Source organism: Algoriphagus limi (genome assembly GCF_024919275.1).
GTDB lineage: Bacteria > Bacteroidota > Bacteroidia > Cytophagales > Cyclobacteriaceae > Algoriphagus > Algoriphagus limi.
This window is the reverse complement of the sequence record NZ_JANWGH010000002.1, coordinates 693,859-715,564: the sequence shown is the minus strand read 5'-3', so window position 1 is coordinate 715,564 and position 21,706 is coordinate 693,859. Positions and strand designations below refer to the sequence as shown.

Sequence of the window (21,706 nt, the reverse complement as noted above, 5' to 3'; positions counted from 1 at the left end):
GTTTTTTGGATTATTACCAGGTTCTTCCTCCTCCTGGACGCATTCTTCTCCATGGACTATCATCTGGTTCTGGCTCCTTGAAGTTACCAATGATATAAGTGAAGGTCAGCATGCCATAGCGGGTCAAGACATTAGTAAACACGTCAGTAATCGCCACATCAGAAATCGTTCTGCTGATGCTGTTATTTTGGTTCAGCAAATCAAAGATCACGACCTTCAACTCGGCTTTGTTATTTTTCGCAAAACGGAAGCCACCCTCTATATTCCAAAGCCAAACTGACTGGTCAAACCCTTCTGAAAGTCCACTATACAACATGTTGTTGATGTTATTTCCTACGAAGAGCTTTCCATTGTTTGGAGAGAAATACAGGCGAATGTTAGATTCTTGGATGTAATAGTTTTGATCCAAATTGGCTTGCAAGCTGGAGTTTACGATAGTATAAGTACCAGTCGTACTTACCGAGAAATCCACATTCTTACTGATGTTGGAGCTAAGGGTGATTCCTTGACTAATGTCAATATTATCGTTGAGGTTTTTCTCACCATTGATCATACCTGGAGTACGATTAAAGCCTAATCTGGTATTTGTATTGAACTGTAACTTCAACTTAGGAATTGGCATTCCGTAGGTTGCAAAAGCTCGAACTCTCCAGTTTCCATCCAAGTTGACCGGCTGAGAAATCTGTCCACCCGGACGAAGAAGCACTTCTCCATTGATCAGTGTATCCTGTGTTGCGACGAAAGTGCTATTACCGATAAAATTGCTTGTTGCCGAATAGTTGATAAAGGTGAAGAAGGTCTTAGATTTCTCCAGGTTCACCTTAGCGATATTCGCGAAGATATTGTGATTATAACTCTGCCCAAGGTTTGGATTACCTACCCTTAAGTTTAGCGGGTTTTGGTTATTGATCACATTTTGAAGCTCACTTACACTAGGCTCATCTGTATCTGTGCGGTAACGAATTCTCCAAGAAAATCCTGTCTCCCGATTTCTGTAATTGATGTTCGCACTAGGAAGGATATTGTTGAAATCACGCTTGAAAACACCCTCAGTTGGGAAGAATGCCTCATTGTCCAAACGGGCAAACTGATAATCCAAGTTTAGATTGATGCTATATCCGTTGTTATTGTAAGCATAGCCACTTCGAAGACGCTGTGTGATGAATTTGTTATTAAACTCATTACTCAATGCGGTATCCAAAACAGGCAGGTTTTCATCATTGAAAACCCGGGTTTTTTGATCCGCCATGGTCTTATTGTTGGAGACTTGGTAACCAAAGGTACCCATGGCTTTCTCACCCAATGGTTCGGTCAAGGTGACGTTCACCCGATAATTAAATCCGTCATTCAAGGCGTCTGTCCTCTGAATGGTGGTATCCAATAAATTTCTATTGTAATCCCTACTCGCTGCCGTCAAATCGGATAATTGGTCACGATTATTCCAAGTGGTAGAGATATCTGTAGAAAGTGTTCTTCTTGGTTTGTCGAATTTATAGCGATAAGTGATATTGTTTGACACATTAAATGCCTTGGTTTCTGCATCCGAAATGGATCTTAGGGCAGAAAGCGAATCACCTGCATTTCCCAAAGTCAATGCATCCCGGTCACTAAAGGTTTTGTTGGTTTGGAATGAAAGACTTGGTGTGATAATGATGCTGTTCTTTTCATTCAAATCAGCCTCGATTCGAGCATTAGCTCGGTGGTTGTAATTATCTACACTATTGATCAGGTTTTCTTGATAAAACTGGCTTTGCGTCTCAGAAATAATCCGCTCCTCATTCGTAATTTGCTGTAGGGTATTATTGGTATTATTGAAGAAATAACTTCCGGTTACATTGACTTTTTTACCCCATTTATCACTGTAATTAAGACCAATGGCATTGGTCTGAATGATACCAATATCATTTCCGACGAAGAAGTTGTTTCCTCCGCCTCCCCATCGACCACCGCCTCCACGGAATCCACCTCTACCTCCTCCTGAGGAATTGGCAGTAACTCCCGCTAAGTCCTGAGAGGAGAAGTTTTGCTGATTGACATTATTGGTCAGACCTAAAATCGAAAAGCGCCTATCTCCACTGAAGAAGTTTAAGCTTCCTCCAGCCGAATAGCGGTCATCGGTACCATAGCCCGCATAGACCCTTCCGAATTGACCATTTTTTCGATCCTCTCTCAAAATGATATTAATCGTCTTGGTATAATTTCCGTCGTCAAATCCTGTCAATCGGCTTTGATCTGAACGTTGATCCAAAACTTCCACTCGCTCGATCGCATCGGCAGGCAAGTTTCGCAAAGCAATACTTGGGTCCGAACCGAAGAATTCTCTTCCATCCACCAGGACTCGTTGAACAGCCTCACCTTGCGCCTGCAACTGACCTCCCTGCATGGTAATGCCCGGCATTTTTCGAATCAAATCCTCCGCCTGTGCATTTTCCATGGTTTTGAAAGCATTGGCATTGAAGGAAGTCGTATCACCTCGCTGCTCACCTACTGGAACTTGGCCCTCAATCAAAACTTCTCCAAGTTCCTTGGTGTCTTCGAGAAGCACGAAGGTTCCCAGATCACTTGGATCACGAAGGCTGTGTACTTTGGAAATTTTCTGATAGCCAATGAAGGTGATTTCGATTTTCACTTGTGGGATGTCAGGCCGCACAAGTTCAAATTTTCCCTGACCGTCTGTGACTGTTCCACGAAGTAGGGAATCCGCAAGGGTCTTGATTTGTACATTGGCCCCCACCATGGGCTTATTGATCGTACCATCCATAACGATACCGGTAAGTTTTCGCTCAGGACGGTCTCCACTTTGGTTTCGTTGCGCTAAAACAGGTTGCGCTGCTAATAAGCTGAAAACCAATAAAAAGAATACTGAATAATTTTTCATAGAAAGACAAAGTTCAGCTTCTTTGACTCATTGACAAAGGGGAAGGTTTAATTCGGATTTACTAAAAAATAAGAATGGAGAATTTGAAGGATAAATGGCAAAATTCTAATTTGATTTTCCCTCAAATCCTACTCATAATTCCCTGATAAGAGATTCCAAAATGACTGTCCTCATAAACCACTTGCCCTTCTTTCACCAAAATCACCTGCGGAGATTGGTGAGGCACTCCAAACTCTCGAGCTACTTGATTGGATAGGTCTCGATATGAAATCAGATCCAAAAAAAAGGCAGTCACTTTTTCATCATCCTCACTTTGCCAATTCCGAGTAAGCCGATCCAAAGACATACTGCTTATAGAGCAACGCGTACTATGCTTAAAAATCAGGACAGGCCGATCCATACTTTGCCTCTTTATTTCCTCAATTTGCTCAACTTGGGTCAGTTTTTGCCAATTCATACGTTATGATCTTAATTTTAGCCTCAGCTTTTCTAATCAGCCTAGATTTGATTCATGAATAATTCAAACGCAATTCATTTGCAAAAATACACCCTTTACTTATTTAGTTCCCTGTTTTTGTTTTATTCCTGCAAAAGCCTGGATATTACTTCTCCCGGTCCAAGTCCGGTCGTTCCTAAGGCAAATTCTCAAGTGAACCTAGCCACACAAATGCCTGCAAAAACCTTGGATAGGCTGATCAATTCTCAAGTTCCCCAAACCCTGGTTCAAGAGGAAAATATGCAGTTTGGAAATGGAATAGAAGGAGACTTGGAAATACGTCGAAATGGAAAAATCCAATGGGCTTCTTTGGATGATGAGCGCTTGAAATTAACAGTTCCTTTACAAATTGAAGGGGAATTTGGATTGCAGCAGGGAGGATTGGGTAACTTATTTCGTCGAAGAGTTCCCATTAATCGAGAACTAGCGCCTTCCTTTTTGATAAATCCAGAAGTCAAGGAAAATTGGGCTCTATACCTAGAGGATTTTGAGCTTTTGGACCTTGGGGGCGAATTGAAATTGGAGGTGCTTGGAATGGGGGTAGATTTATCTGGCACCCTTGAAAAACAGATCAATCAATGGGCTGCCCAAAACCTAGGCCCTGAAAATGAATTGGCTCCGTTGAAACCTTGGGTCAATTTACTTTGGGAGCAGGTGGGCAAACCCTTTACCGTAAGTTGGGAAGGGCAGGAACTTGGATTTTCAATTCAACCTCAAGAAGTCAATTTCGAAGAGATTTTAGCTGGTGAAAACCAACTTGGCTTGCGTCTAGGCCTTCAAGGAATAATCCAATCCCACCCGTCGGATGCAATGCCATCCCGAGCTTTTCCGCTACCCGATTTGAGTCCCAATCCCTCAGATGAAAACCTACTTCAGGCTTTACTTCCTTTGAGTATTGACTATTCCACCATCGATCAGGAGCTGGAAAGTTTTTTGGGAAACAAATCCGTTCGGGTGGATAGAAAGACCTTGATGGAACTTTCAAATTTTAAGACAGGTGGATTTGGAGAATTGCTCAAAATCGAAATGGACTTCAAGGCTATACGAAACAACGGGGAAGAAATTGAGGGAGAGCTATTTGTGGTGGGGAAGCCGGAATTCGATGCACGATCACAAGAGCTAAAAGTATCCGATCTCAACTTTAAACTGATCAGTGATAATGCCAAAGCCAAATGGGCTGTTGCTGTGAAAAAGCGTAAAATAATCCGCAGAATAGAAGCAGAGGCGGTTTTCCCTCTTGAAGAATTACTTCTTTCTACTTCCGAGTCCTTTTCCGATAGACTGAGCTTACAAACTCCCTTAGCAGATTTAAAAGTCAAAAATTTGACATTAAGTCCAAACGGGTTTTATCCTTTGAAAGACCAATTGCGAATTCATATCCAAGCTGATGGTGAAATTGAAGTGATTTGGAAATAGTCAGCGAAACAATTGCTGATAGTTGCTTATTCCTTTTTTCTCAGCCACTTTCAACAATTTCAATAAAAGCTGAGCGGTCAAAAAAGCGTCTCCTCCTGCCGTATGACGATCATCGCTTGGAATTTGATAGCGCTCACAGAGAGCATCCAAACTGTATTCCTTCATAGGAATCTGCTGCCAATTCACATGAGGTCCATGCTCCAGTCTAACTGCTAATTCTAAGGTATCGAGGCTTTGATTCAGAAAGTTCTTAAGTCCTGAGGAGCTACAAATCTTTTGAAGCATTTCCAAGTCAAAATTCAAATGATGTCCCACCAAAATCGAAGGGCCTATGTATTCTAATAGCTTTTGAGAAAATGCTTTTGGCTTAAGCAGGTTTTCCCTTTGAACCAATCCATGAATATTGGCCGTTTCTCCACCTTCCTTTGGGGACTCAGGGTAGCATTCGATAGCGGTTTCAACAAGGATTTTCCCCTTTTGGATCTTGATTGCTCCAAAAGAAATCACATAATCATTTTTGGGATCTAGACCAGTTGTTTCCGTATCCAAAACCACAAAACCCAATTGGGAAATCTTCCGAATACCCGGAATAGATTTTTCAAAAAGGCTAAGGTATTCTTCTACAAAATCCTGCTTTTTGGATTCAGATCGAAAGGGCCACCAACTCATGATCGAAAATAATCCAATTGAAAACGAACCTGAACGATTTCTTGGAGCTCCTGAATTGGAGCAAAGGAGTTTTTAAGCAAATGCCGCTGGATTTTTCCCAATTTTTCAGGGGCGATAAATCTCCCGCTGGAATTTTGCTGCAAGCCTTCCAAGGCCCGCATACGCATCAATATTTCATAGGCTTTTCCTGCCTGAGTGAACAATTCCGTATAGTTGGGTTCAATCTCCGCCAATTTTTCAAAGCGCTTGAAGGTATTGTTGACTCCTGGAATTCCATGGTATAAAATAAGCAAGCGAGCTAAGTCCGTCAAAGGCAACATGGCTCTGGCTTTGATGTCAAACTGATCGCGATGCTCACCCGATTTCTCCACCAAAAAATTGCGGAAGAAGCCCAAAGGAGGCGGGTTTTGCAAGGCATTCTGGGCTAAGAAATTGAGAAAAATAGGTTTCTTCTTGATCTCATCGAAGATGTGATTACTCAACTCATCACCCAAAGATCGGCTCCCTTTCACTACCCGGAAATCAAAAAAGATGGAGGATTTCATCAAGGCTTCTGGGTTTGGATGAAGAATCCACTCAGAAAATTGTGCCTTCCAAGACGATATTGGCAAAACCCATTTGGGATTGGAAGCCATGATTTCTCCCGGACAGGAAGCAAAGCCGCAGGTCAAAAGGGTCTCTACAACGTAGGTCCCCAGGTGCAAGAAATAATCTTTCGCTTTTTCCTTCAGTTTATCGGGAACGTCCCCATAGACTAAAGCATTGTCCTGATCGGTTCGCAATAGCTGCTCTTCTCTACCTTCTGAACCCATAGATAAAAAAGCAAATGGAACAACTTCAAATTCCGGAAAATCCGGAAGCAATTGCTTTTGTCCTTCATCAATGGCCTGCTGAATGATCACATCATTGATTTCGGTCATAACTCCCGCCACAAAATCCATAGAGACTTCATTCTCTAAGTAGTATCGAAGCATGGTTTCGGCTCGATCACGAATCTGCCCCATTTCTTCACTGCTTTTTGCATTGATTAGAGCATGGATCAATACTGCCGGTGAATTCCCCATGGAAAGCAGCACATCATGATCCGAAAAAATCCCACAGACCCGACTTTTGGGTGTTCCATCTTCTGTCAGGACCAAGTGATGAAGCCGATTCTTAATCATGCTGAGATACAGCTCTGAAAAATCACTATCAGGTTTCTTGGTGATGACCGGAGAGGACATGATCTCCGAAACAGGCTGACTAGGAGAAAGCCCCTTTGCCAAAACCTTACTGCGCAAATCTTTATCCGTTAGTATACCGATTGGAAAGTCCGACTCATCGCAAATGACAATGCTACTCACCTGCTGTTTATCCATTCGCTTAGCTGCTTCTTGGACTGAATCCGAAGGAGAGCAAGTGAGGACATTCTTGGTGATTTGAATGGTACTTTGGCCGGAAAAAATCAATAAAGAATGATCCTGTTCATTTCGGCTGAAAACTTCTCTAGCTTTTTGCCCCTGGCCCAAATCCGTACGAAAAACTACCTGCCCCGCTGCAAAACCAGCAGCGAAATACAAGGAAACCTTTGGATTCTTTTGGAGAAGTTTTTCAAATTCCTCTACAGGAACTGCATAAACGAGGGAGTTTTCTCCCGCCACAGCATCCAAAACATAAGGCCTTTTACCAAGCAATGCCAATACCCCAAAAAGGTCCCCTACATCACAGTATTCACGGATTTCTCCATCTTCCTGTAAAAGAATCTGTCCTTCTTTTAGAATAAAAAAATGGGGATTTGCCGGATCTCCTTTGCGGAAAAGAACTTCATCCTTCGCCAAATAACTGATTACAACCGCCCTGGCAATTCCCAACAAATCCTCTTCTTCCAAAAAGGAAAAAGGAGGATGTCTCCGAAGAAACTCTGCCACGCGATTGATGATGACATTACTCATTGGAAAAGGAAAGAGGGTATTTTGGAATTTTTTCTGCCAAACTGGCAAAAATTTATTTGGTTAACTTTTTGTACTTGACTTGCTTCAAATTATTTAAATGAAATCATTTTCCCAATTCATCCGACCAATTAGAAGGCTCCTATGGGCCTTGATTGTCGCTTTTATGGTTGGTGTTCATAATTTCTACAAGCAGGAAATGGATTCTCCGGTTTCAATTGTTTCTTCCATTGAACTTGATGCAGAGGAAGAGGACTCCTCTCCCAAAGACTAGAAAAGGAGCTAGAAATCCAGCCCCTTTATATTTTATTTCCTTCCCTGAATAATCTGATTGACTACTTCCGGATCAAGCAACGTACTGGTATCACCCATATTTTCGGTGATTCCTTCTGCAACTTTGCGAAGAATTCTACGCATGATTTTTCCTGAACGGGTTTTTGGCAATCCCGGTACAATCTGAATCTTATCCGGTTTGGCGATTGGACCAATAATCTTAGAAACCGTATCCTTAATCTCATTGACCAGATTTTCCTCCGTTCGATTTTTCATATCGCAGATCACATAGGCATAGATTCCTTGACCTTTGACTTCGTGGGGATAGCCCACCACTGCAGATTCAATCACCAATGGATGCTCGTTGATGGCATTTTCAACCTCAGCAGTTCCCATTCTATGACCAGAAACATTAATCACATCATCTACACGTCCGAGGATACGGTAATAGCCATCATGATCCCGCTTCACACCATCTCCTGTAAAATACATGCCCTTATAGGTAGAGAAATAGGTATTCCTGCATCGCTCATGATCTCCATAGGTTGTACGAATCATGGATGGCCAAGGGAATTTGATGCAAAGATTTCCCTCCACACCATTTCCGGTTAACTCCTTTCCATCAGCATCCACGATGCAAAGCTGAATACCAGGAAGCGGTAGTGTAGCATAGGCAGGTTTGGTGGGTGTAATTCCCGCTAAAGGGGAAACCATAATTCCACCTGTTTCAGTCTGCCACCAAGTATCTACAATTGGACAATGTCCTTTCCCGATATGGGTATGATACCAATGCCAAGCTTCCTCATTAATCGGTTCTCCTACAGAACCCAAGACTTTCAAGGAACTCAAATCATAACCTTCTACCGGCTCAGTTCCAAAGGCCTGAAGTGCTCGAATTGCTGTTGGGGCAGTATAAAACTGATTGACTTTATGCTTTTCCACAATCTGCCAGAATCTTCCCGGATTAGGATAGGTAGGCACGCCCTCAAACATGAGGGTGGTAGCGCCAGCTAATAAGGGCCCATAAACAATGTAGGAATGACCGGTAATCCAGCCAATATCAGCAGTACACCAATAAATATCACCTGGAGAATATTGGAAGACATTTTCGAAGGAATACTTGGTGTAAACCATATAACCTCCAGTTGTATGAACCACTCCTTTTGGCTTGCCTGTAGATCCGGATGTGTAAAGAATAAAGAGCATATCCTCAGAATCCATCTCCTCGGCTTTGTTTTCGGTAGATTCGTTGGCAACCACATCGTGCCACCAGAAGTCTCGACCTGCTTTCATGGTCACTTCCTGTTGGGTTCTTTGGTAGACGATTACCGTCTCGACACTTACTTTTTCTAGGGCTTCATCCACAACGGCTTTTACAGGAATTTTCTTATTTCCCCTGAAATTTCCATCTGAAGTCAAAACAGCTTTTGCTTTACAATCTTGAATTCGATCTGCCAAGGCGGATGCGCTGAAGCCGGCAAAAACGACAGAATGTATAGCTCCGATTCGAGCGCAGGCCAGCATAGCCACAGCTGCTTCGGGTACCATCGGCATGTAGATAATCACCCGGTCACCTTTTTGGATACCCTTGGATTTGAGAGCATTGGCAAATCGATTCACTTCTTTATACAATTCCCGATAAGTCAGTGTACGAGTAGCTTCTTCTGGATCATTGGGCTCCCAGATGATAGCTGCCTGATTCGCATGGGTAAAAAGCTGCCGTTCGAAGATATTCTCGGTGATGTTCAGCTTACCGTTTACAAACCACTTGACATCTGGTTTTTCGAAGTTCCAATCCAGGGTTTTATTCCAGCGTTTTCTCCAAAAGAAGGAATCAGCAATTCGTGCCCAAAATTCCTCTGGCTGGCTCACGCTTTTTTGGTACTCGTATAAATAGCCGCTTAGGGTATGTAATCGGTCACTCATGGTTCAAATGGTTTATTATTATTAAAATAGAAATCAATCAATGGTCAATCGCTTTGCCTGCTCCCCGAGGAATTCGAATTTCTTCGATCATTTCCTGAATGGAAGCCGGCGGTGCAGGCGTAAACCGGGACACCACCACACAAACGATAAAATTCAAAATCATCCCAATCGAGCCAATTCCTTCTGGTGATACACCAAACCACCAATATTCGGCGGTATTCAGCTCGGGGCTGATGAATTTGAAATAGGTAATATAGCCTAAGGTAAAGACCAATCCGACCAACATGCCGGAAATTGCGCCTTCCTTATTTATTCGAGAAGAAAAGATACCCAATAGGATAACAGGAAAAAAGGATGCTGCCGCCAATCCAAAAGCAAATGCCACGACTTGAGCCACAAATCCAGGTGGGTTAACCCCGAAATAGCCCGCCAAAATCACCGCACCGGCCGCGGCTATTCGTGCAATCATCAACTCTTTCTTCTCGGTGATTTCCGGCCGGAAAGTCTTAAATAAATCCCGGGAGACAGAGGTCGAAATTACCAAAAGCAATCCTGCCGCTGTGGATAAGGCCGCTGCCATTGCACCTGCAGCCACAAGACCGACCACCCAATTTGGAAGCTCGGCGATTTCAGGACTAGCCAAAACCATAATATCCTTGTCAATCTGCAACTCATTTTGACTAGGGTCAGGAAGGTATTGAACGATTCCATCTCCATTTTTATCATCCACTTGGATCAGGTTGGTTTTCTGCCAGGTTTGAACCCAAGTAGGTAATTCTGAAACAGGCTTTTCAGAGGTACTATTGATTGCATTGTAGATTCCAAAAGCCGCGACCGCCGGGGCAGTTGTGTACAAAATAGCAATGAATACCAAGGCATATCCCGCAGAAAGCCGAGCATCTTTCACCCGTGGAACAGTAAAAAATCTAACAATCACATGAGGAAGACCAGCAGTCCCTACCATCAATGCCAAGGTGATCATGAACATATCGGTCATGCTTTTTCGTCCATCTGTGTAGGCAGCAAATCCCGAATCATCCAGCACTCCATCTAATTTGTCCAGCAAGGATACTCCTGCCTCCACTTCGCCCCCAAAGCCCAATTGTGGAATAGGATTCCCGGTTAATTGCATGGAAATGAAAATGGCAGGAACCATGTAAGCGAAAATGAGTACACAATATTGGGCAACTTGGGTATAAGTAATTCCTTTCATTCCACCCAAAACCGCATAGAAAAACACGATGATCATCCCAATCACCACGCCCCACTCGATAGGGACTTCCAAATAACGGGAGAAGACAATTCCCACTCCGCGCATTTGACCAGCGACATAGACAAAGGAGATAAATAAGGCACAAATCACCGCTACCACCCGTGCAGTGTTGGAATAGTAGCGATCTCCCACAAAGTCAGGGACGGTGAATTTTCCGAATTTCCTAAGGTAAGGAGCCAATAAAAGAGCTAGAAGCACATAGCCTCCGGTCCAACCCATCAAATAGACAGAACCATCATATCCTGCAAAAGCGATTAAACCCGCCATAGAAATGAAAGAAGCTGCCGACATCCAGTCTGCCGCAGTTGCCATTCCATTGGCGAGGGGAGAAACGCCTCCACCCGCTACGTAAAATTCCTTCGTTGAGCCGGCACGAGACCAAATCGCAATTCCAATGTAAAGGGCGAATGTCAGGCCTACCAGTATGTATGTCCAGGTTAGAATTTCCATTTCAATCAGCTTTATTCTTCATCCACATCAAACTTCCGATCGAGCCGATTCATCCAATACACATAGGCAAAAATCAGCAGAACAAAGACATAAATTGACCCTTGCTGAGCAAACCAAAAGCCCAATTTAAACCCTCCGAGTTGAATGGAATTGAGCTCTTCTACCCACAAAATTCCACAGCCAAAAGAGACTAAAAACCAGATCAATAGCAGGACTACCAAGGTTTGTAAATTCTTCTTCCAGTAAACTTTTGTTTTCTGTTTGGGATCGATGGGCATAGCTTATTTGGTCAGAACATCATTTATCCTATAAAGTAGCAGGTACTTCTAGGGATTTCCAACCGCTTTTATATAAAAATTTGAAATTTTAGGAGGACTTTTAAAAAAATTTCATCCTACTCCTTAAAGTAAAAACTCAGAAAGTATAGCCAATCCAGCAGCTAAGAAACTCACCAAAAGCTTGTTCAACTGAAGTTTATGGTGGGGACTACTTTCAAAAAAGATGGTGGTGGAAATATGTAAAAAGCCACCGGAAACTAAGCCAAAGAGCACTCCAATCCATTTGGTTTCCAACAATCCACTTTGGAAGATATAAGTACTCAAAATCATCCCCAAAGGAGAAGCTAGGGCAAAAACCACCAAAAGAATGAAAGTCCAACGCTTGGAAAGTACCTGAGAAAGAACTGCCGCCAAGGCAAATGCAGCTGGACCTTTGTGCAATATAATTCCTAAAAGCAGGGTGTTTTCATTGTGTACATGCCCACCTGTTTCCCCCATCAGAGAGCTATGAGAAAGCAAGGTTCCCTCCAAAAAAGCATGAATAAACAAACCCAACATCACCGTCAAAACCCCCTTGGATTTGGGACCATGTGGCAAGTGAATATGTCCATGCTCAATCCCACTTGATAGGTATTCGAGAAGCTGTTGGAGCAAGAAACCAATCAAGATGTACAACCCCATTTTGCCACTATCGAAGGCATTGTCAAAAAGCTCCGGAATAATATGCAAAATGGTAATAGAGAAAAGGTATGATCCCGCAAAAACCAGAAAAAGCTTGAAATATCTTTCCTTAAATGCCGGCGCAAAAAACACCAAGGAACCGGCCAGAAGTACTGTGAAAAAGAGAAGAATGAAATTAATTACCATGCTTTGACAGGACCGCTATGATTTCGGCCTTGCTTGTAAACCACCGCAAAGGTAAGAAAATTCAATAATGTTGCATTTATTTAACCCCCTTCCTTTAATCCGTCATAAAGGAGAGATAAGGCTTCAAGCTTTCACTCACATAGCTCTGATAATTGCCTGCCTCATCGCTATAGATCAAAAAGATCTCAATCTCATCCAATTCCTCATCCAAGGCAATAGCTTTTTCAAGCCCCATTACCATCATGGCGGTGGCAAAAGCATCCGCAGTCATACAATCCGGCCCGAGCACCGTAGCAGAAAGCAAATTATGTCGAACAGGAAAGCCTGTTTTGGGATTAATGGTATGAGAAATCTTTACCGAATCCCGCACATAAAAATTGCGGTAATTCCCTGAGGTCGCCATCGCTTTGTTATCAAGGGCAATGATGGAATAAAGATCCGACGAAGATGAATTTTCATCTGGGCGGTTGACTCCCACTTTCCAAATTTCACCTTTGTCATTCATTCCTCTCGCAACCAACTCTCCTCCAATCTCAACCAAGTAATTTTCCAGCCCTTTTGAAGCAAGAAACTGGGCTACCACATCCACCCCTTGTCCTTTGGCGATAGCTGAAAAATCCAAATAGATCCCCTCTACTAATTTATAAACCAGCGTATCATTAAACTGCACTTTTTCAAAACCTACCTTGCTCAACAAATTCTGGATATCAACCGAGTCCTTCAATTCAGGTCCACCTGGTCCAAAACCCCAAACATTCACCAAAGGGCCTACCGTCGGGTCAAAAGCCCCTCCAGTTTTTTGATAAATTTCTTTGGAGGCTTTCAGGACTTGTGAAAAATAGGGTAGTTCAAATACCAAACTATCCTCTCGATTGAATCTGCTAATCTCCGAATCCGGAATGTAGGTAGAGAGACTTTGATTAAAGATTTGCAGCAAGGAATCCACCGAGTTTTTCAAATTTCTTACTTCCGAATCCAAATAGGTAATTTGATAGGTTGTGCCCATCGTTTGCCCGGTGATGGTAATCTTCTGTTCAGAAGCTACCTGCTGCTGTTGGAAGTCGTTGGGTTCTTGCCCTTGGTTTCGCCAGAGGTACACGGCCAAAACCATAAGCAAAAGGACAAGCGAATAAATAATGTTTTTTTGTTGGTTGGATCGCATAGCTTGTAGGAATATCTGCTTCAAATTTAGGGCATTTTTTAGCTTGCCTCTCCTTGAAGCCTTGGAAAATCTAATCGCTCGCATGTGTTATTTTCTATATTTGTGACAAAGCAAACTCATGAGAGAAGACTATCTAAGTGGTGATGAAGAAAGCCTGAGTCCAAAAGACCGGGAATTTGAGCGGGCACTGAGGCCGCTGAATTTTGATGATTTCACAGGACAAGCCAAAATCGTGGAAAACCTCAAAGTCTTTGTTCTCGCTGCCAAAAAGCGAAGCGAACCACTCGATCATGTCTTGCTTCATGGCCCTCCCGGATTGGGAAAAACCACTCTCAGCCATATAATCGCCAATGAATTGGAGGCTGGCATCAAAATCACTTCGGGGCCTGTTTTGGACAAACCTTCAGACTTGGCTGGACTCCTCACTAATTTGGAAGAAGGGGATGTACTTTTTATCGATGAAATCCACCGACTCAATCCCATCGTGGAAGAATACCTGTATTCTGCTATGGAGGATTTTCGAATCGATATTATGCTGGATAGTGGTCCGAATGCCCGTTCCGTTCAGATTTCCCTCAATCCTTTTACCCTGATCGGGGCCACCACCCGTTCCGGTTTGCTTACTTCACCGCTTCGTGCGCGTTTTGGTATCAATTCCCGATTGGAATACTACGATGCCAAATTATTAACAGACATCGTGAGTCGCTCAGCTGGAATTTTGGAAACTCCCATAGAGGAAGTTGCCGCCTTCGAAATCGCCCGAAGAAGCCGTGGCACACCACGTATTGCCAATATGCTTTTACGTAGGACTCGAGATTTTGCAGAGGTGAAAGGGAATGGAAAAATCACTTTAGATATCGCCAAACTAGCACTCAATGCACTCGACGTGGATGAGCATGGATTGGATGAAATGGACAACCGCATCTTGCTCACCATCATTGAAAAGTTCAAAGGTGGACCGGTAGGATTGGGAACCATCGCCACGGCTTGTGGGGAAGAAGCCGAGACCATCGAAGAAGTGTATGAGCCCTTTTTAATTCAAGAAGGATATATGAAGCGCACGGCCCGGGGTCGAGTCGCCACAGAATTGGCATATAAGCACCTGAAAATCAAACCTAATCCCGGAATGGGATCCTTGTTTGGGGATTAAAGCAAACTCGCTGCTTCTTGATCTAAAAACCAAATCAATTTTCCGCTCTCTGGTTGTACCAAACTGGCAGGATAAGCTTTTGCCGAAGGCTGGTTTTGAAGGATTTCCTGTACCTTTTCGGCTTTCCCTTTTCCTGTCACTAAGAAAGCCACCTCTTTGGCATGGTTGATAATTCGGCCAGTCAGCGAAACGCGAATCTGTCCCGAAACAGGATGAGCTACCGCCACACAATTAGTAGGTTCATCCCATTTAGAAATGGAATCAGGAAAAATTGACGCCGTATGGCCATCGTCACCCATTCCTAATATCACCAAGTCAAATTGAGGCAAACCGCCTACCATAGACAATTGCTCATCCAAAACTCTTCCATAGCGAACCGCTTCAGACTCGGGGTTACTTTCTCCCTGAATTCTAAAAATATTGACCTCAGGAATTCGGACCTTAGACAAAAGATGGTCCCTAGTCATTTTGTAATTGCTTTCGGAGTCAGTCGGCTCCACACAGCGCTCATCTCCCCAATACAGGAAAACCTTATTCCATTCAATCTGATCTGAATAATGTGCGGCCAATTCGTCAAAAACGATTTTAGGCGTGCTGCCTCCTGATAGGGCAATATGGGCCTTGGACTTTGATGCGATCAAGTCTACCAAATACTCGCAAAAAGCTTTGGCTACTGATTCCTTGGATTCAAAAATTCGGGTTTCCATTAAATTCTATTTTCAATTAACAAAGAATACAGAATCCGGTCTCATCGGTCAGATGGTCTCCTGGATTTCTCCAACCAAAACTATCCTCAATCATCTCATCGGAGTTGCGCGGACCCCAAGTACCCACGGAATATCCATAGGTATTGACGGCAGGATTATTTTCCCAGCATTTCAAGATAGGATCCACAAATCGCCAGGCCGCCTCCACTTCATCAGCCCGAGCATAAAGCGTGGTATCACCCTGCATGGCATCCAAAAGCAGGCGCTCATAAGCATCCATGACCTGAGCGGACTCAAGATCTGAATAGTAGAATTCCATATTTGCCTGATCCACATGGAAGCCTAAACCCGGAACTTTCACACCAAATTTGATCAGAATTCCCTCATTTGGTTGAATACGGATAATGAGCTTGTTGTCCTTGCGGAAAGCATCCTGACTCATAAATACCTCATGAGGAGGAGTTTTGAAGTGAATGACCGCTTCCGTCACCTTAGTTGGCATGGCCTTACCAGTACGAACATAGAAGGGAACACCCTTCCAGCGCCAGTTATCCACATAAAACTTGATTGCAGCGAAGGTTTCCGTAGTCGATTCCGGATTGACTCCTTCCTCTTCCCGATATCCTTTGTGTGTTCTCCCCTCAATCTGAGTAGTCACATATTGCCCTCGCAAAGTATTCTTGATGATTTCTTCATCGGATTTCATGATTCGGAGAGATTTCAAAGCCTTCACTTTTTCATCCCGGATTTCCTCCGCATCAGCACTGATCGGCGGCTCCATCACGATAAGGGAAACAATCTGAAGCAAGTGGCTTTGGAACATATCCCGTAGAGCCCCAGACTTGTCATAATAGCCTCCACGCTTTTCCACACCAACGGTCTCGGCATTGGTGATTTCTACATGGTGAATGTAGCGGCGATTCCAAAGCGGCTCAAAAATGGAATTTGAAAAACGGGTAACGAGCAGATTCTGCACCGTCTCCTTTCCTAAATAATGATCGATTCGATAGACCTGCTTTTCTTCAAAATAATGATGCAGGGTTTCGTTCAGTTTCTTGGCAGATTCCAGATCATAGCCAAAAGGCTTTTCCACAATCAATCTCCTGAAGCCACCATTTTCTTGGCTTAGGTTTGCCTCATTGAGGTTTTTGGCGATGGTCCCATACAAACTGGGAGGAGTGGAAAGGTAAAAAATATAATTGCCCTGCGTTTGGTATTGTTCATTCAGCTCGGCAATCTTTTGAGCTAAGTCATCATAACTTCTATCGTAATCACTTCCCAAATCATGGTAGTGAAACTTTTCAGCAAAGGTTTTAATGAAATCATCTTCCTGCTTTGCAATGGCTTTTTGCAGAAAAGGACTTTTCCAGATGGATTTATCCCGAAACTCCTTATTGGAAAGATGACTTCGGCTCACCCCTAGCACGGCAAATGATTCAGGAAGGTGTCCATCTTTGTAAAGATCAAAAATAGCAGGAATGAGCTTACGGGTTGTCAGGTCACCGGATGCCCCGAAGATTATCAGCATCTGATTGGGTATTTTTTTCATCGGGAGCAGACTATTTTAGCGAAGTGGCACATGGAAAAGAGCAAGAATCAAGGTTTTTTTCCAAAATCCAGCAAGACATCAATCAATCGGTTAATTTTGGATCCGTGTACAAAAATAAGTGTATTTGTGAGAATCTGAGGCAGTAGGGAATAAGAGTGCCAAATATTTTAAAACAGAAAATTGACAATCATGCAAAACACGCAATATGATTTTGGTTTGATCGGATTAGGTGTCATGGGGCGGAATTTTATTCTGAATGTCGCAGACCATGGTTTTTCGGCATTTGGCTATGACCTGGACCGTGAAAAAGTGGATGCGCTAAAGGAGGAAGGAGGAGACCTGAATCGGGTCGATGCCACGCAGGATTTGGCCACTTTTGTGCAAGCCCTTGGCAGTCCCCGTAAGATCATGTTGCTGGTACCTGCCGGAAAAATCGTTGACCAAGTCATTGATCAACTACTCCCTCACTTGGATCAAGGAGATATTATCATCGATGGAGGAAATTCATTTTTCACGGATACGGACCGTCGGGATGCCTATTTGAGTGAAAAAGGCATTCATTTCTTCGGTTCGGGTGTATCCGGCGGCGCCAAAGGAGCTCGACGTGGACCGAGTATCATGCCCGGAGGAAACCGGGAAGCTTATGAGCATGTGCGTCCCATCTTCGAAGCCGTTGCTGCCAAGTTCCAAGGCGAGCCTTGCGTGGCTTATTTGGGGCCTAAGTCTGCCGGTAACTATGTGAAAATGGTTCACAATGGGATCGAATATGCCATGATGCAATTGACCTCGGAAGTTTATGACCTTCTTCATCGGGGAGCTGGACTTTCCAATGATGAATTGCATCAGGTATTTGATTCCTGGAATAAGGGAAGGCTGCAGTCCTTCTTGGTAGAAATCACAGCTGAGATTTTCCTCAAAGAAGACGAATTGGGAAATGGTCGCTTGGTGGATATGATTTTGGACAAGGCCAAGCAAAAGGGAACTGGAAAATGGACTTCTCAAAATGCCATGGACCTAGGGATTCCGGTACCAACCATTGATATGGCTGTCAGTATGCGGGAGATTTCCGCATTGAAAGCAGATCGTGAAAAGGCAGATGCACTCTATTCTCATCCGGAAATGCCTGCTTTGGATAAGGAAGAATTGATCAGCTTGAGCGAACAAGCCCTTTATTTCGCCTTCATCATTTCTTACACCCAGGGCTTGCACCAACTGGCGGTAGCATCCAAAGAATATGGCTATGAGTTGAATCTATCCCAGATTGCGAAAATCTGGCGTGCAGGCTGTATCATTCGGGCAGGTTTATTGGCGGATATTGCCGAAGCCTTTGAAGCTAAGCCTGAATTGGAAAACCTCTTGCTGGCTCCGGGCTTTGTGGAGAAAGTACAAGGAACCTTGGATGCAGTACGAAAGACCGCTCAACTAGCTATCGCAGGAGGTATTGCTATGCCGGGCCTGCTCACGACTATCAGCTACTTTGATGCCTTTAGTAGCGGACGCCTTCCGCTTAATTTGATCCAAGCTCAGCGAGACCATTTCGGCTCGCATACCTACGAGCGCACTGATCGAGAGGGAATATTTCATACTGAATGGTAAATTGAAAAATTCTGAAATCAGGAAAGCTCCGGGGGAAACCTCGGAGCTTTTTTGATTGGTATAACCCTGATCATTTTTATTAAATAAGGGCGATTTTTGGAGATTTTTTTAATAAATTGATTGTGGTCGATTTTTACTTTGGTGAAACTGCATTTGTGAAAAGTGAAAATAAGCCTCGATTAATATAGAAGCGATTCAGATATAACTAGAGTAAAACGACAGAAGAACTGCCTGTGACAGATTAGCCGATACACATTTATCAACGAAATCTCCATTTAATGATTTATAAAAAAATAAACGCCATAATCCTTAGCGCTTTATGGCGCTTAGCCACCCAAAACAGAACGCTATCCGCCATTTTATGGCGTAAATAAGTAAGTTATAGCCAATTCAAACTATGAAGAAACTGAATGAGTTAGTTGACAAGTAAATAAAAATTAAATCACAGAAAATATATGACTATTTTCACATCTGTCAAAATTATATAAAGCATGAGTACGCAAGAAAAAAAAGAAATCATCTTATTCTCCACAATTGCTATAGGCTTGAGTTCATTAATTTGTTATATCTCTTACGAAACAAATAATTCCAACTTATCCATATTATCTGTTTTTACACCATCAATTCTTGCTCTTGTTTTTACTGCAATCAATAAAGGAAAGAAAGGTGTTTATGAATTATTTATTAAACAAACAATTAAGAAAACGAGAATCAAATGGCTTCTTCTTTCCTTGATTGGAATTCCTCTCGTTGGATCTTTAGCTATGCTCACATCCTTGAATTTTGATATTTCAAAGTTTAGCTTAAGAACTTATCAACTGATGCCTCAAATTGTTGTTATCATATTAATAGCACTTGGAGAGGAATATGGCTGGAGAGGGTTTTTACTTCCAAGATTGATGAATAAATTCAATCTGTTCTATTCAAGTATAATACTTGGTTTAATATGGGGTTTCTGGCATTTTCCGGCATATCTGATCGGGACAGGGGTTCCCTTACAAATGAACTTTATGGTTTTTTTATTATGGGTTATTCTGGGAACACTTTTTATTAGTTGGATTTATTACTATACAAAAAGCGTACTAACATCTATACTGGCTCATATCGGTGCTAACGCCGCTTTTAATTATCTGCTTATTTTACCTGAGTTTACTGGAAGCATGAACACCTTTTGGGTTTTTATATTCTATTTATCAATTATGATGATGATTATTTTCTATGTCAGAAGAAAAGATTTAATAAAAGGCTATAACAACGTATATAAAAAATAGCGGTGTAAGTGCTAAAACAAAAGTATAAACATAAAACAAAGGTCAATGTAAAACTGAAAAGTTAGTGCGTTAAAACCCGCTACTTTTCATATACTAAACGTTGGCATTAATTAAAACAACATAAAAGGGGAAACTCTCAAATAGAGGTTGTTTTCACTTTTTGGACAAAATATTTATAAAACAATGATAAGACTACTACTTTCGACATTCCTATTAATGCTAATTGTCTCTTTTAGCCCAATAAATAAACCTTTATTAAACAAAAAGCAAACCCATTCACTATTTGAGATGATGATTTCAGATATTGAATACTTTGATGCTGAGATGAGGCTTACTCGAGATAACAATAAAGAAGTCTCCTGGGAAGACTACCAAGCCTTTCATAAAAAAAACTGGAATAAGAGTGTCACGCCAAAAGAGCTTAAAAAACTCTTTTTACAATTTAGTCGCGGATATCTTAATGGACATTCACATTTAGAGTTTTTATATCCAATAGAAAAGACAGGAAAACCTTATGTCGAATATGAGAGCAATGTTAAACTTGGGTATACTTACCCTGATATTAGCTTCTATAATGTTGAAAATGGCAACAGAATCGTTTCAATTAATGATGAACCAATAGAAGAAATATTTTGGGACTTTTCGAATTATAAGACAACAAAGATTAAATCAAATGCTGTACTAAAAGAATTCAGTTCCTATTTCAATCAGCGCTACTTGCGTGTGAGTGGCGAAATTCCTTTTTTGGTATCATATGAAGATCAAGGAATTGACTCTGTTCATTACATCACTGTAGAACCATCTGATGAAGATATCTTTTTTGATGGTTTAAAACTTGACGGTTACGAAGACTGGGAAACTGTCGAAAAGGGGTATAAAGTAGCATTGCTAAAGAAAAATGATATAGCACTGATCAAGATAAAGAACTTCATCTATTTGCAAGGATTTGGGGGCGATATAAACTGTTCAGGACCACTAGAAGAAATAAGTGATTCTACAATGTGTAAAGATGTTAAACTTCTCATGAGAGGTTTGGAGTCTATTAAGGATAAAACAAATTATCTGATCTTTGATTTGCAGGATAACCTAGGAGGAAATGAAAACACGCCATTTGTCAAAATGTTCTGCCCCGCACCATTTACTGATACACGAGTCCAGTATCGTAAAACTGAACTAATGGAAGATTCCTTAACCCGTGACGCACTTAATTACTTCAATCCTAACGCTGAAAATTGGTACAATTCAATTCGGGAGAATGGGGTATATGACAAAGTTGATTATGGCGATTTCTTGCCTGCAAGAGGTGACTTTTGCCAGGCAGACGATGAATGTGGATTAGGAACTATACAGCCCAACAATGATGTGACTTCTAAATTTGAGAAGATAATCATTCTCACCAATGACGGTACAGGAAGTTCAGCAGATGATTTTGTTTTTCGTTTTAAAGAATTTGGAGGAGCATTGGTAGCTGGACAACCTCAAGGTGCGGACTTAACCTATTCCTTGATCTCCGTGGTTTACTACATTGATGAAAAGGGGAATCTAGACAGAGTCTACTATGGAAATGCTCAGGAAAAACCTAGCATTGCTGGAAAAGAGCTATTTAAAATTAATATCCCTTATGCGAAGACTATAGATAAGCATGGTAAGATGCTTCAGGGGAATCCAGCACCTATGGATTTATTAGTTCCTATTACGCACAAGAACTTCACCAATATAAAACGAGATGTTCTTGACCGAGCTATTGAGTATTACTGTAACTAATGCCAACAAAACCTATACGCAATGCCCTTCGGGACACTGCGCATAGCCAAACC

At 42.2% G+C, this 21,706-nt stretch carries 17 protein-coding genes; 6 read left to right on the top strand and 11 right to left on the bottom strand.

All coding sequences use genetic code 11. The features are described from left to right. Nucleotides 1-13 precede the first annotated feature (13 nt). Both NY014_RS11485 and ytxJ read right to left on the bottom strand, forming a co-directional pair. Nucleotides 14-2,878, bottom strand: a complete 2,865-nt coding sequence (locus NY014_RS11485) for an outer membrane beta-barrel protein (RefSeq protein WP_259414722.1) — start codon at nucleotides 2,876-2,878, stop codon at nucleotides 14-16. A 121-nt stretch (nucleotides 2,879-2,999) separates the two neighbouring features. Beyond that, nucleotides 3,000-3,335, bottom strand: coding sequence for a bacillithiol system redox-active protein YtxJ (gene ytxJ, locus NY014_RS11480; protein WP_259414721.1), 336 nt, complete (start codon nucleotides 3,333-3,335; stop codon nucleotides 3,000-3,002). Between the two features lie 54 nt (nucleotides 3,336-3,389). Here ytxJ and NY014_RS11475 point away from each other — a divergent pair, with 54 nt between their 5' ends. Next, the gene (locus NY014_RS11475; RefSeq protein WP_259414720.1) at nucleotides 3,390-4,790 is read left to right on the top strand and encodes a DUF4403 family protein; all 1,401 of its coding nucleotides are present in this window, start codon (nucleotides 3,390-3,392) and stop codon (nucleotides 4,788-4,790) included. Here NY014_RS11475 and NY014_RS11470 read toward each other — a convergent pair whose 3' ends face one another. Beyond that, on the bottom strand, nucleotides 4,791-5,459 hold the full coding sequence (locus NY014_RS11470; RefSeq protein ID WP_259414719.1) for a 3'-5' exonuclease: 669 nt from the start codon (nucleotides 5,457-5,459) through the stop codon (nucleotides 4,791-4,793). After that, on the bottom strand, nucleotides 5,456-7,390 hold the full coding sequence (locus NY014_RS11465; RefSeq protein ID WP_259414718.1) for a DUF294 nucleotidyltransferase-like domain-containing protein: 1,935 nt from the start codon (nucleotides 7,388-7,390) through the stop codon (nucleotides 5,456-5,458). The genes NY014_RS11470 and NY014_RS11465 overlap by 4 nt, the downstream gene beginning before the upstream one ends. Before the next feature lie 97 nt (nucleotides 7,391-7,487). Here NY014_RS11465 and NY014_RS11460 point away from each other — a divergent pair, with 97 nt between their 5' ends. Further along, on the top strand, nucleotides 7,488-7,661 hold the full coding sequence (locus NY014_RS11460) for a hypothetical protein (protein WP_259414717.1): 174 nt from the start codon (nucleotides 7,488-7,490) through the stop codon (nucleotides 7,659-7,661). 32 nt (nucleotides 7,662-7,693) lie between these two features. On the opposite strand, the gene acs is transcribed toward NY014_RS11460, so the two are convergent. From acs to NY014_RS11435, 5 genes are all read right to left on the bottom strand, one after another. Continuing rightward, complete coding sequence (gene acs / locus NY014_RS11455; RefSeq protein ID WP_259414716.1) at nucleotides 7,694-9,586, bottom strand: acetate--CoA ligase; 1,893 nt, start codon at nucleotides 9,584-9,586, stop codon at nucleotides 7,694-7,696. Between the two features lie 37 nt (nucleotides 9,587-9,623). Beyond that, nucleotides 9,624-11,309 (bottom strand): sodium:solute symporter family protein, encoded by a 1,686-nt coding sequence (locus NY014_RS11450; protein ID WP_259414715.1) that lies wholly within the window; start codon nucleotides 11,307-11,309, stop codon nucleotides 9,624-9,626. A gap of 11 nt (nucleotides 11,310-11,320) precedes the next feature. Beyond that, nucleotides 11,321-11,587: a DUF4212 domain-containing protein gene (locus tag NY014_RS11445; RefSeq protein WP_135071914.1), complete on the bottom strand. Its 267-nt coding sequence runs from the start codon at nucleotides 11,585-11,587 to the stop codon at nucleotides 11,321-11,323. Nucleotides 11,588-11,710: 123 nt separating this feature from the next. Further along, complete coding sequence (locus NY014_RS11440; RefSeq protein ID WP_135071916.1) at nucleotides 11,711-12,454, bottom strand: ZIP family metal transporter; 744 nt, start codon at nucleotides 12,452-12,454, stop codon at nucleotides 11,711-11,713. A gap of 94 nt (nucleotides 12,455-12,548) precedes the next feature. After that, nucleotides 12,549-13,616, bottom strand: a complete 1,068-nt coding sequence (locus tag NY014_RS11435) for an FAD:protein FMN transferase (RefSeq protein WP_259414884.1) — start codon at nucleotides 13,614-13,616, stop codon at nucleotides 12,549-12,551. 118 nt (nucleotides 13,617-13,734) lie between these two features. Between NY014_RS11435 and ruvB the strand changes: the two genes are divergently transcribed. Beyond that, complete coding sequence (ruvB, locus tag NY014_RS11430; RefSeq protein ID WP_135071918.1) at nucleotides 13,735-14,766, top strand: Holliday junction branch migration DNA helicase RuvB; 1,032 nt, start codon at nucleotides 13,735-13,737, stop codon at nucleotides 14,764-14,766. Here ruvB and pgl read toward each other — a convergent pair. Next, nucleotides 14,763-15,473, bottom strand: coding sequence for a 6-phosphogluconolactonase (gene pgl, locus NY014_RS11425; RefSeq protein WP_259414714.1), 711 nt, complete (start codon nucleotides 15,471-15,473; stop codon nucleotides 14,763-14,765). The genes ruvB and pgl overlap by 4 nt on opposite strands. A gap of 16 nt (nucleotides 15,474-15,489) precedes the next feature. Further along, nucleotides 15,490-17,022 carry a glucose-6-phosphate dehydrogenase gene (zwf, locus tag NY014_RS11420; protein ID WP_259414713.1) on the bottom strand — a complete coding sequence of 511 codons (1,533 nt, stop codon included), beginning with the start codon at nucleotides 17,020-17,022 and terminating at the stop codon, nucleotides 15,490-15,492. 189 nt (nucleotides 17,023-17,211) lie between these two features. Here zwf and gnd point away from each other — a divergent pair, with 189 nt between their 5' ends. The 3 genes from gnd (at nucleotide 17,212) to NY014_RS11405 (ending at nucleotide 21,653) form a co-directional block, all read left to right on the top strand. Next, nucleotides 17,212-18,618 (top strand): NADP-dependent phosphogluconate dehydrogenase, encoded by a 1,407-nt coding sequence (gnd, locus tag NY014_RS11415; RefSeq protein WP_259414712.1) that lies wholly within the window; start codon nucleotides 17,212-17,214, stop codon nucleotides 18,616-18,618. 491 nt (nucleotides 18,619-19,109) lie between these two features. Further along, a complete protein-coding gene (locus NY014_RS11410) occupies nucleotides 19,110-19,889 on the top strand; it encodes a type II CAAX endopeptidase family protein (RefSeq protein WP_259414711.1) in 780 nt (259 codons plus the stop codon). 183 nt (nucleotides 19,890-20,072) lie between these two features. Then, nucleotides 20,073-21,653, top strand: a complete 1,581-nt coding sequence (locus tag NY014_RS11405) for a S41 family peptidase (RefSeq protein WP_259414710.1) — start codon at nucleotides 20,073-20,075, stop codon at nucleotides 21,651-21,653. Nucleotides 21,654-21,706 lie beyond the last annotated feature (53 nt).

Coding starts and splice junctions, on each gene's coding strand:
- NY014_RS11460 (WP_259414717.1), top strand. CDS start 7,488: ATGAAATCATTTTCCCAATTCATCCGACCAATTAGAAGGCTCCTATGG.
- NY014_RS11410 (WP_259414711.1), top strand. CDS start 19,110: ATGAGTACGCAAGAAAAAAAAGAAATCATCTTATTCTCCACAATTGCT.
- NY014_RS11470 (WP_259414719.1), bottom strand. CDS start 5,459: ATGAGTTGGTGGCCCTTTCGATCTGAATCCAAAAAGCAGGATTTTGTA.
- NY014_RS11440 (WP_135071916.1), bottom strand. CDS start 12,454: ATGGTAATTAATTTCATTCTTCTCTTTTTCACAGTACTTCTGGCCGGT.
- NY014_RS11465 (WP_259414718.1), bottom strand. CDS start 7,390: ATGAGTAATGTCATCATCAATCGCGTGGCAGAGTTTCTTCGGAGACAT.
- gnd (WP_259414712.1), top strand. CDS start 17,212: ATGCAAAACACGCAATATGATTTTGGTTTGATCGGATTAGGTGTCATG.
- NY014_RS11450 (WP_259414715.1), bottom strand. CDS start 11,309: ATGGAAATTCTAACCTGGACATACATACTGGTAGGCCTGACATTCGCC.
- zwf (WP_259414713.1), bottom strand. CDS start 17,022: ATGAAAAAAATACCCAATCAGATGCTGATAATCTTCGGGGCATCCGGT.
- NY014_RS11405 (WP_259414710.1), top strand. CDS start 20,073: ATGATAAGACTACTACTTTCGACATTCCTATTAATGCTAATTGTCTCT.
- ruvB (WP_135071918.1), top strand. CDS start 13,735: ATGAGAGAAGACTATCTAAGTGGTGATGAAGAAAGCCTGAGTCCAAAA.
- ytxJ (WP_259414721.1), bottom strand. CDS start 3,335: ATGAATTGGCAAAAACTGACCCAAGTTGAGCAAATTGAGGAAATAAAG.
- pgl (WP_259414714.1), bottom strand. CDS start 15,473: ATGGAAACCCGAATTTTTGAATCCAAGGAATCAGTAGCCAAAGCTTTT.
- NY014_RS11445 (WP_135071914.1), bottom strand. CDS start 11,587: ATGCCCATCGATCCCAAACAGAAAACAAAAGTTTACTGGAAGAAGAAT.
- acs (WP_259414716.1), bottom strand. CDS start 9,586: ATGAGTGACCGATTACATACCCTAAGCGGCTATTTATACGAGTACCAA.
- NY014_RS11475 (WP_259414720.1), top strand. CDS start 3,390: ATGAATAATTCAAACGCAATTCATTTGCAAAAATACACCCTTTACTTA.
- NY014_RS11485 (WP_259414722.1), bottom strand. CDS start 2,878: ATGAAAAATTATTCAGTATTCTTTTTATTGGTTTTCAGCTTATTAGCA.
- NY014_RS11435 (WP_259414884.1), bottom strand. CDS start 13,616: ATGCGATCCAACCAACAAAAAAACATTATTTATTCGCTTGTCCTTTTG.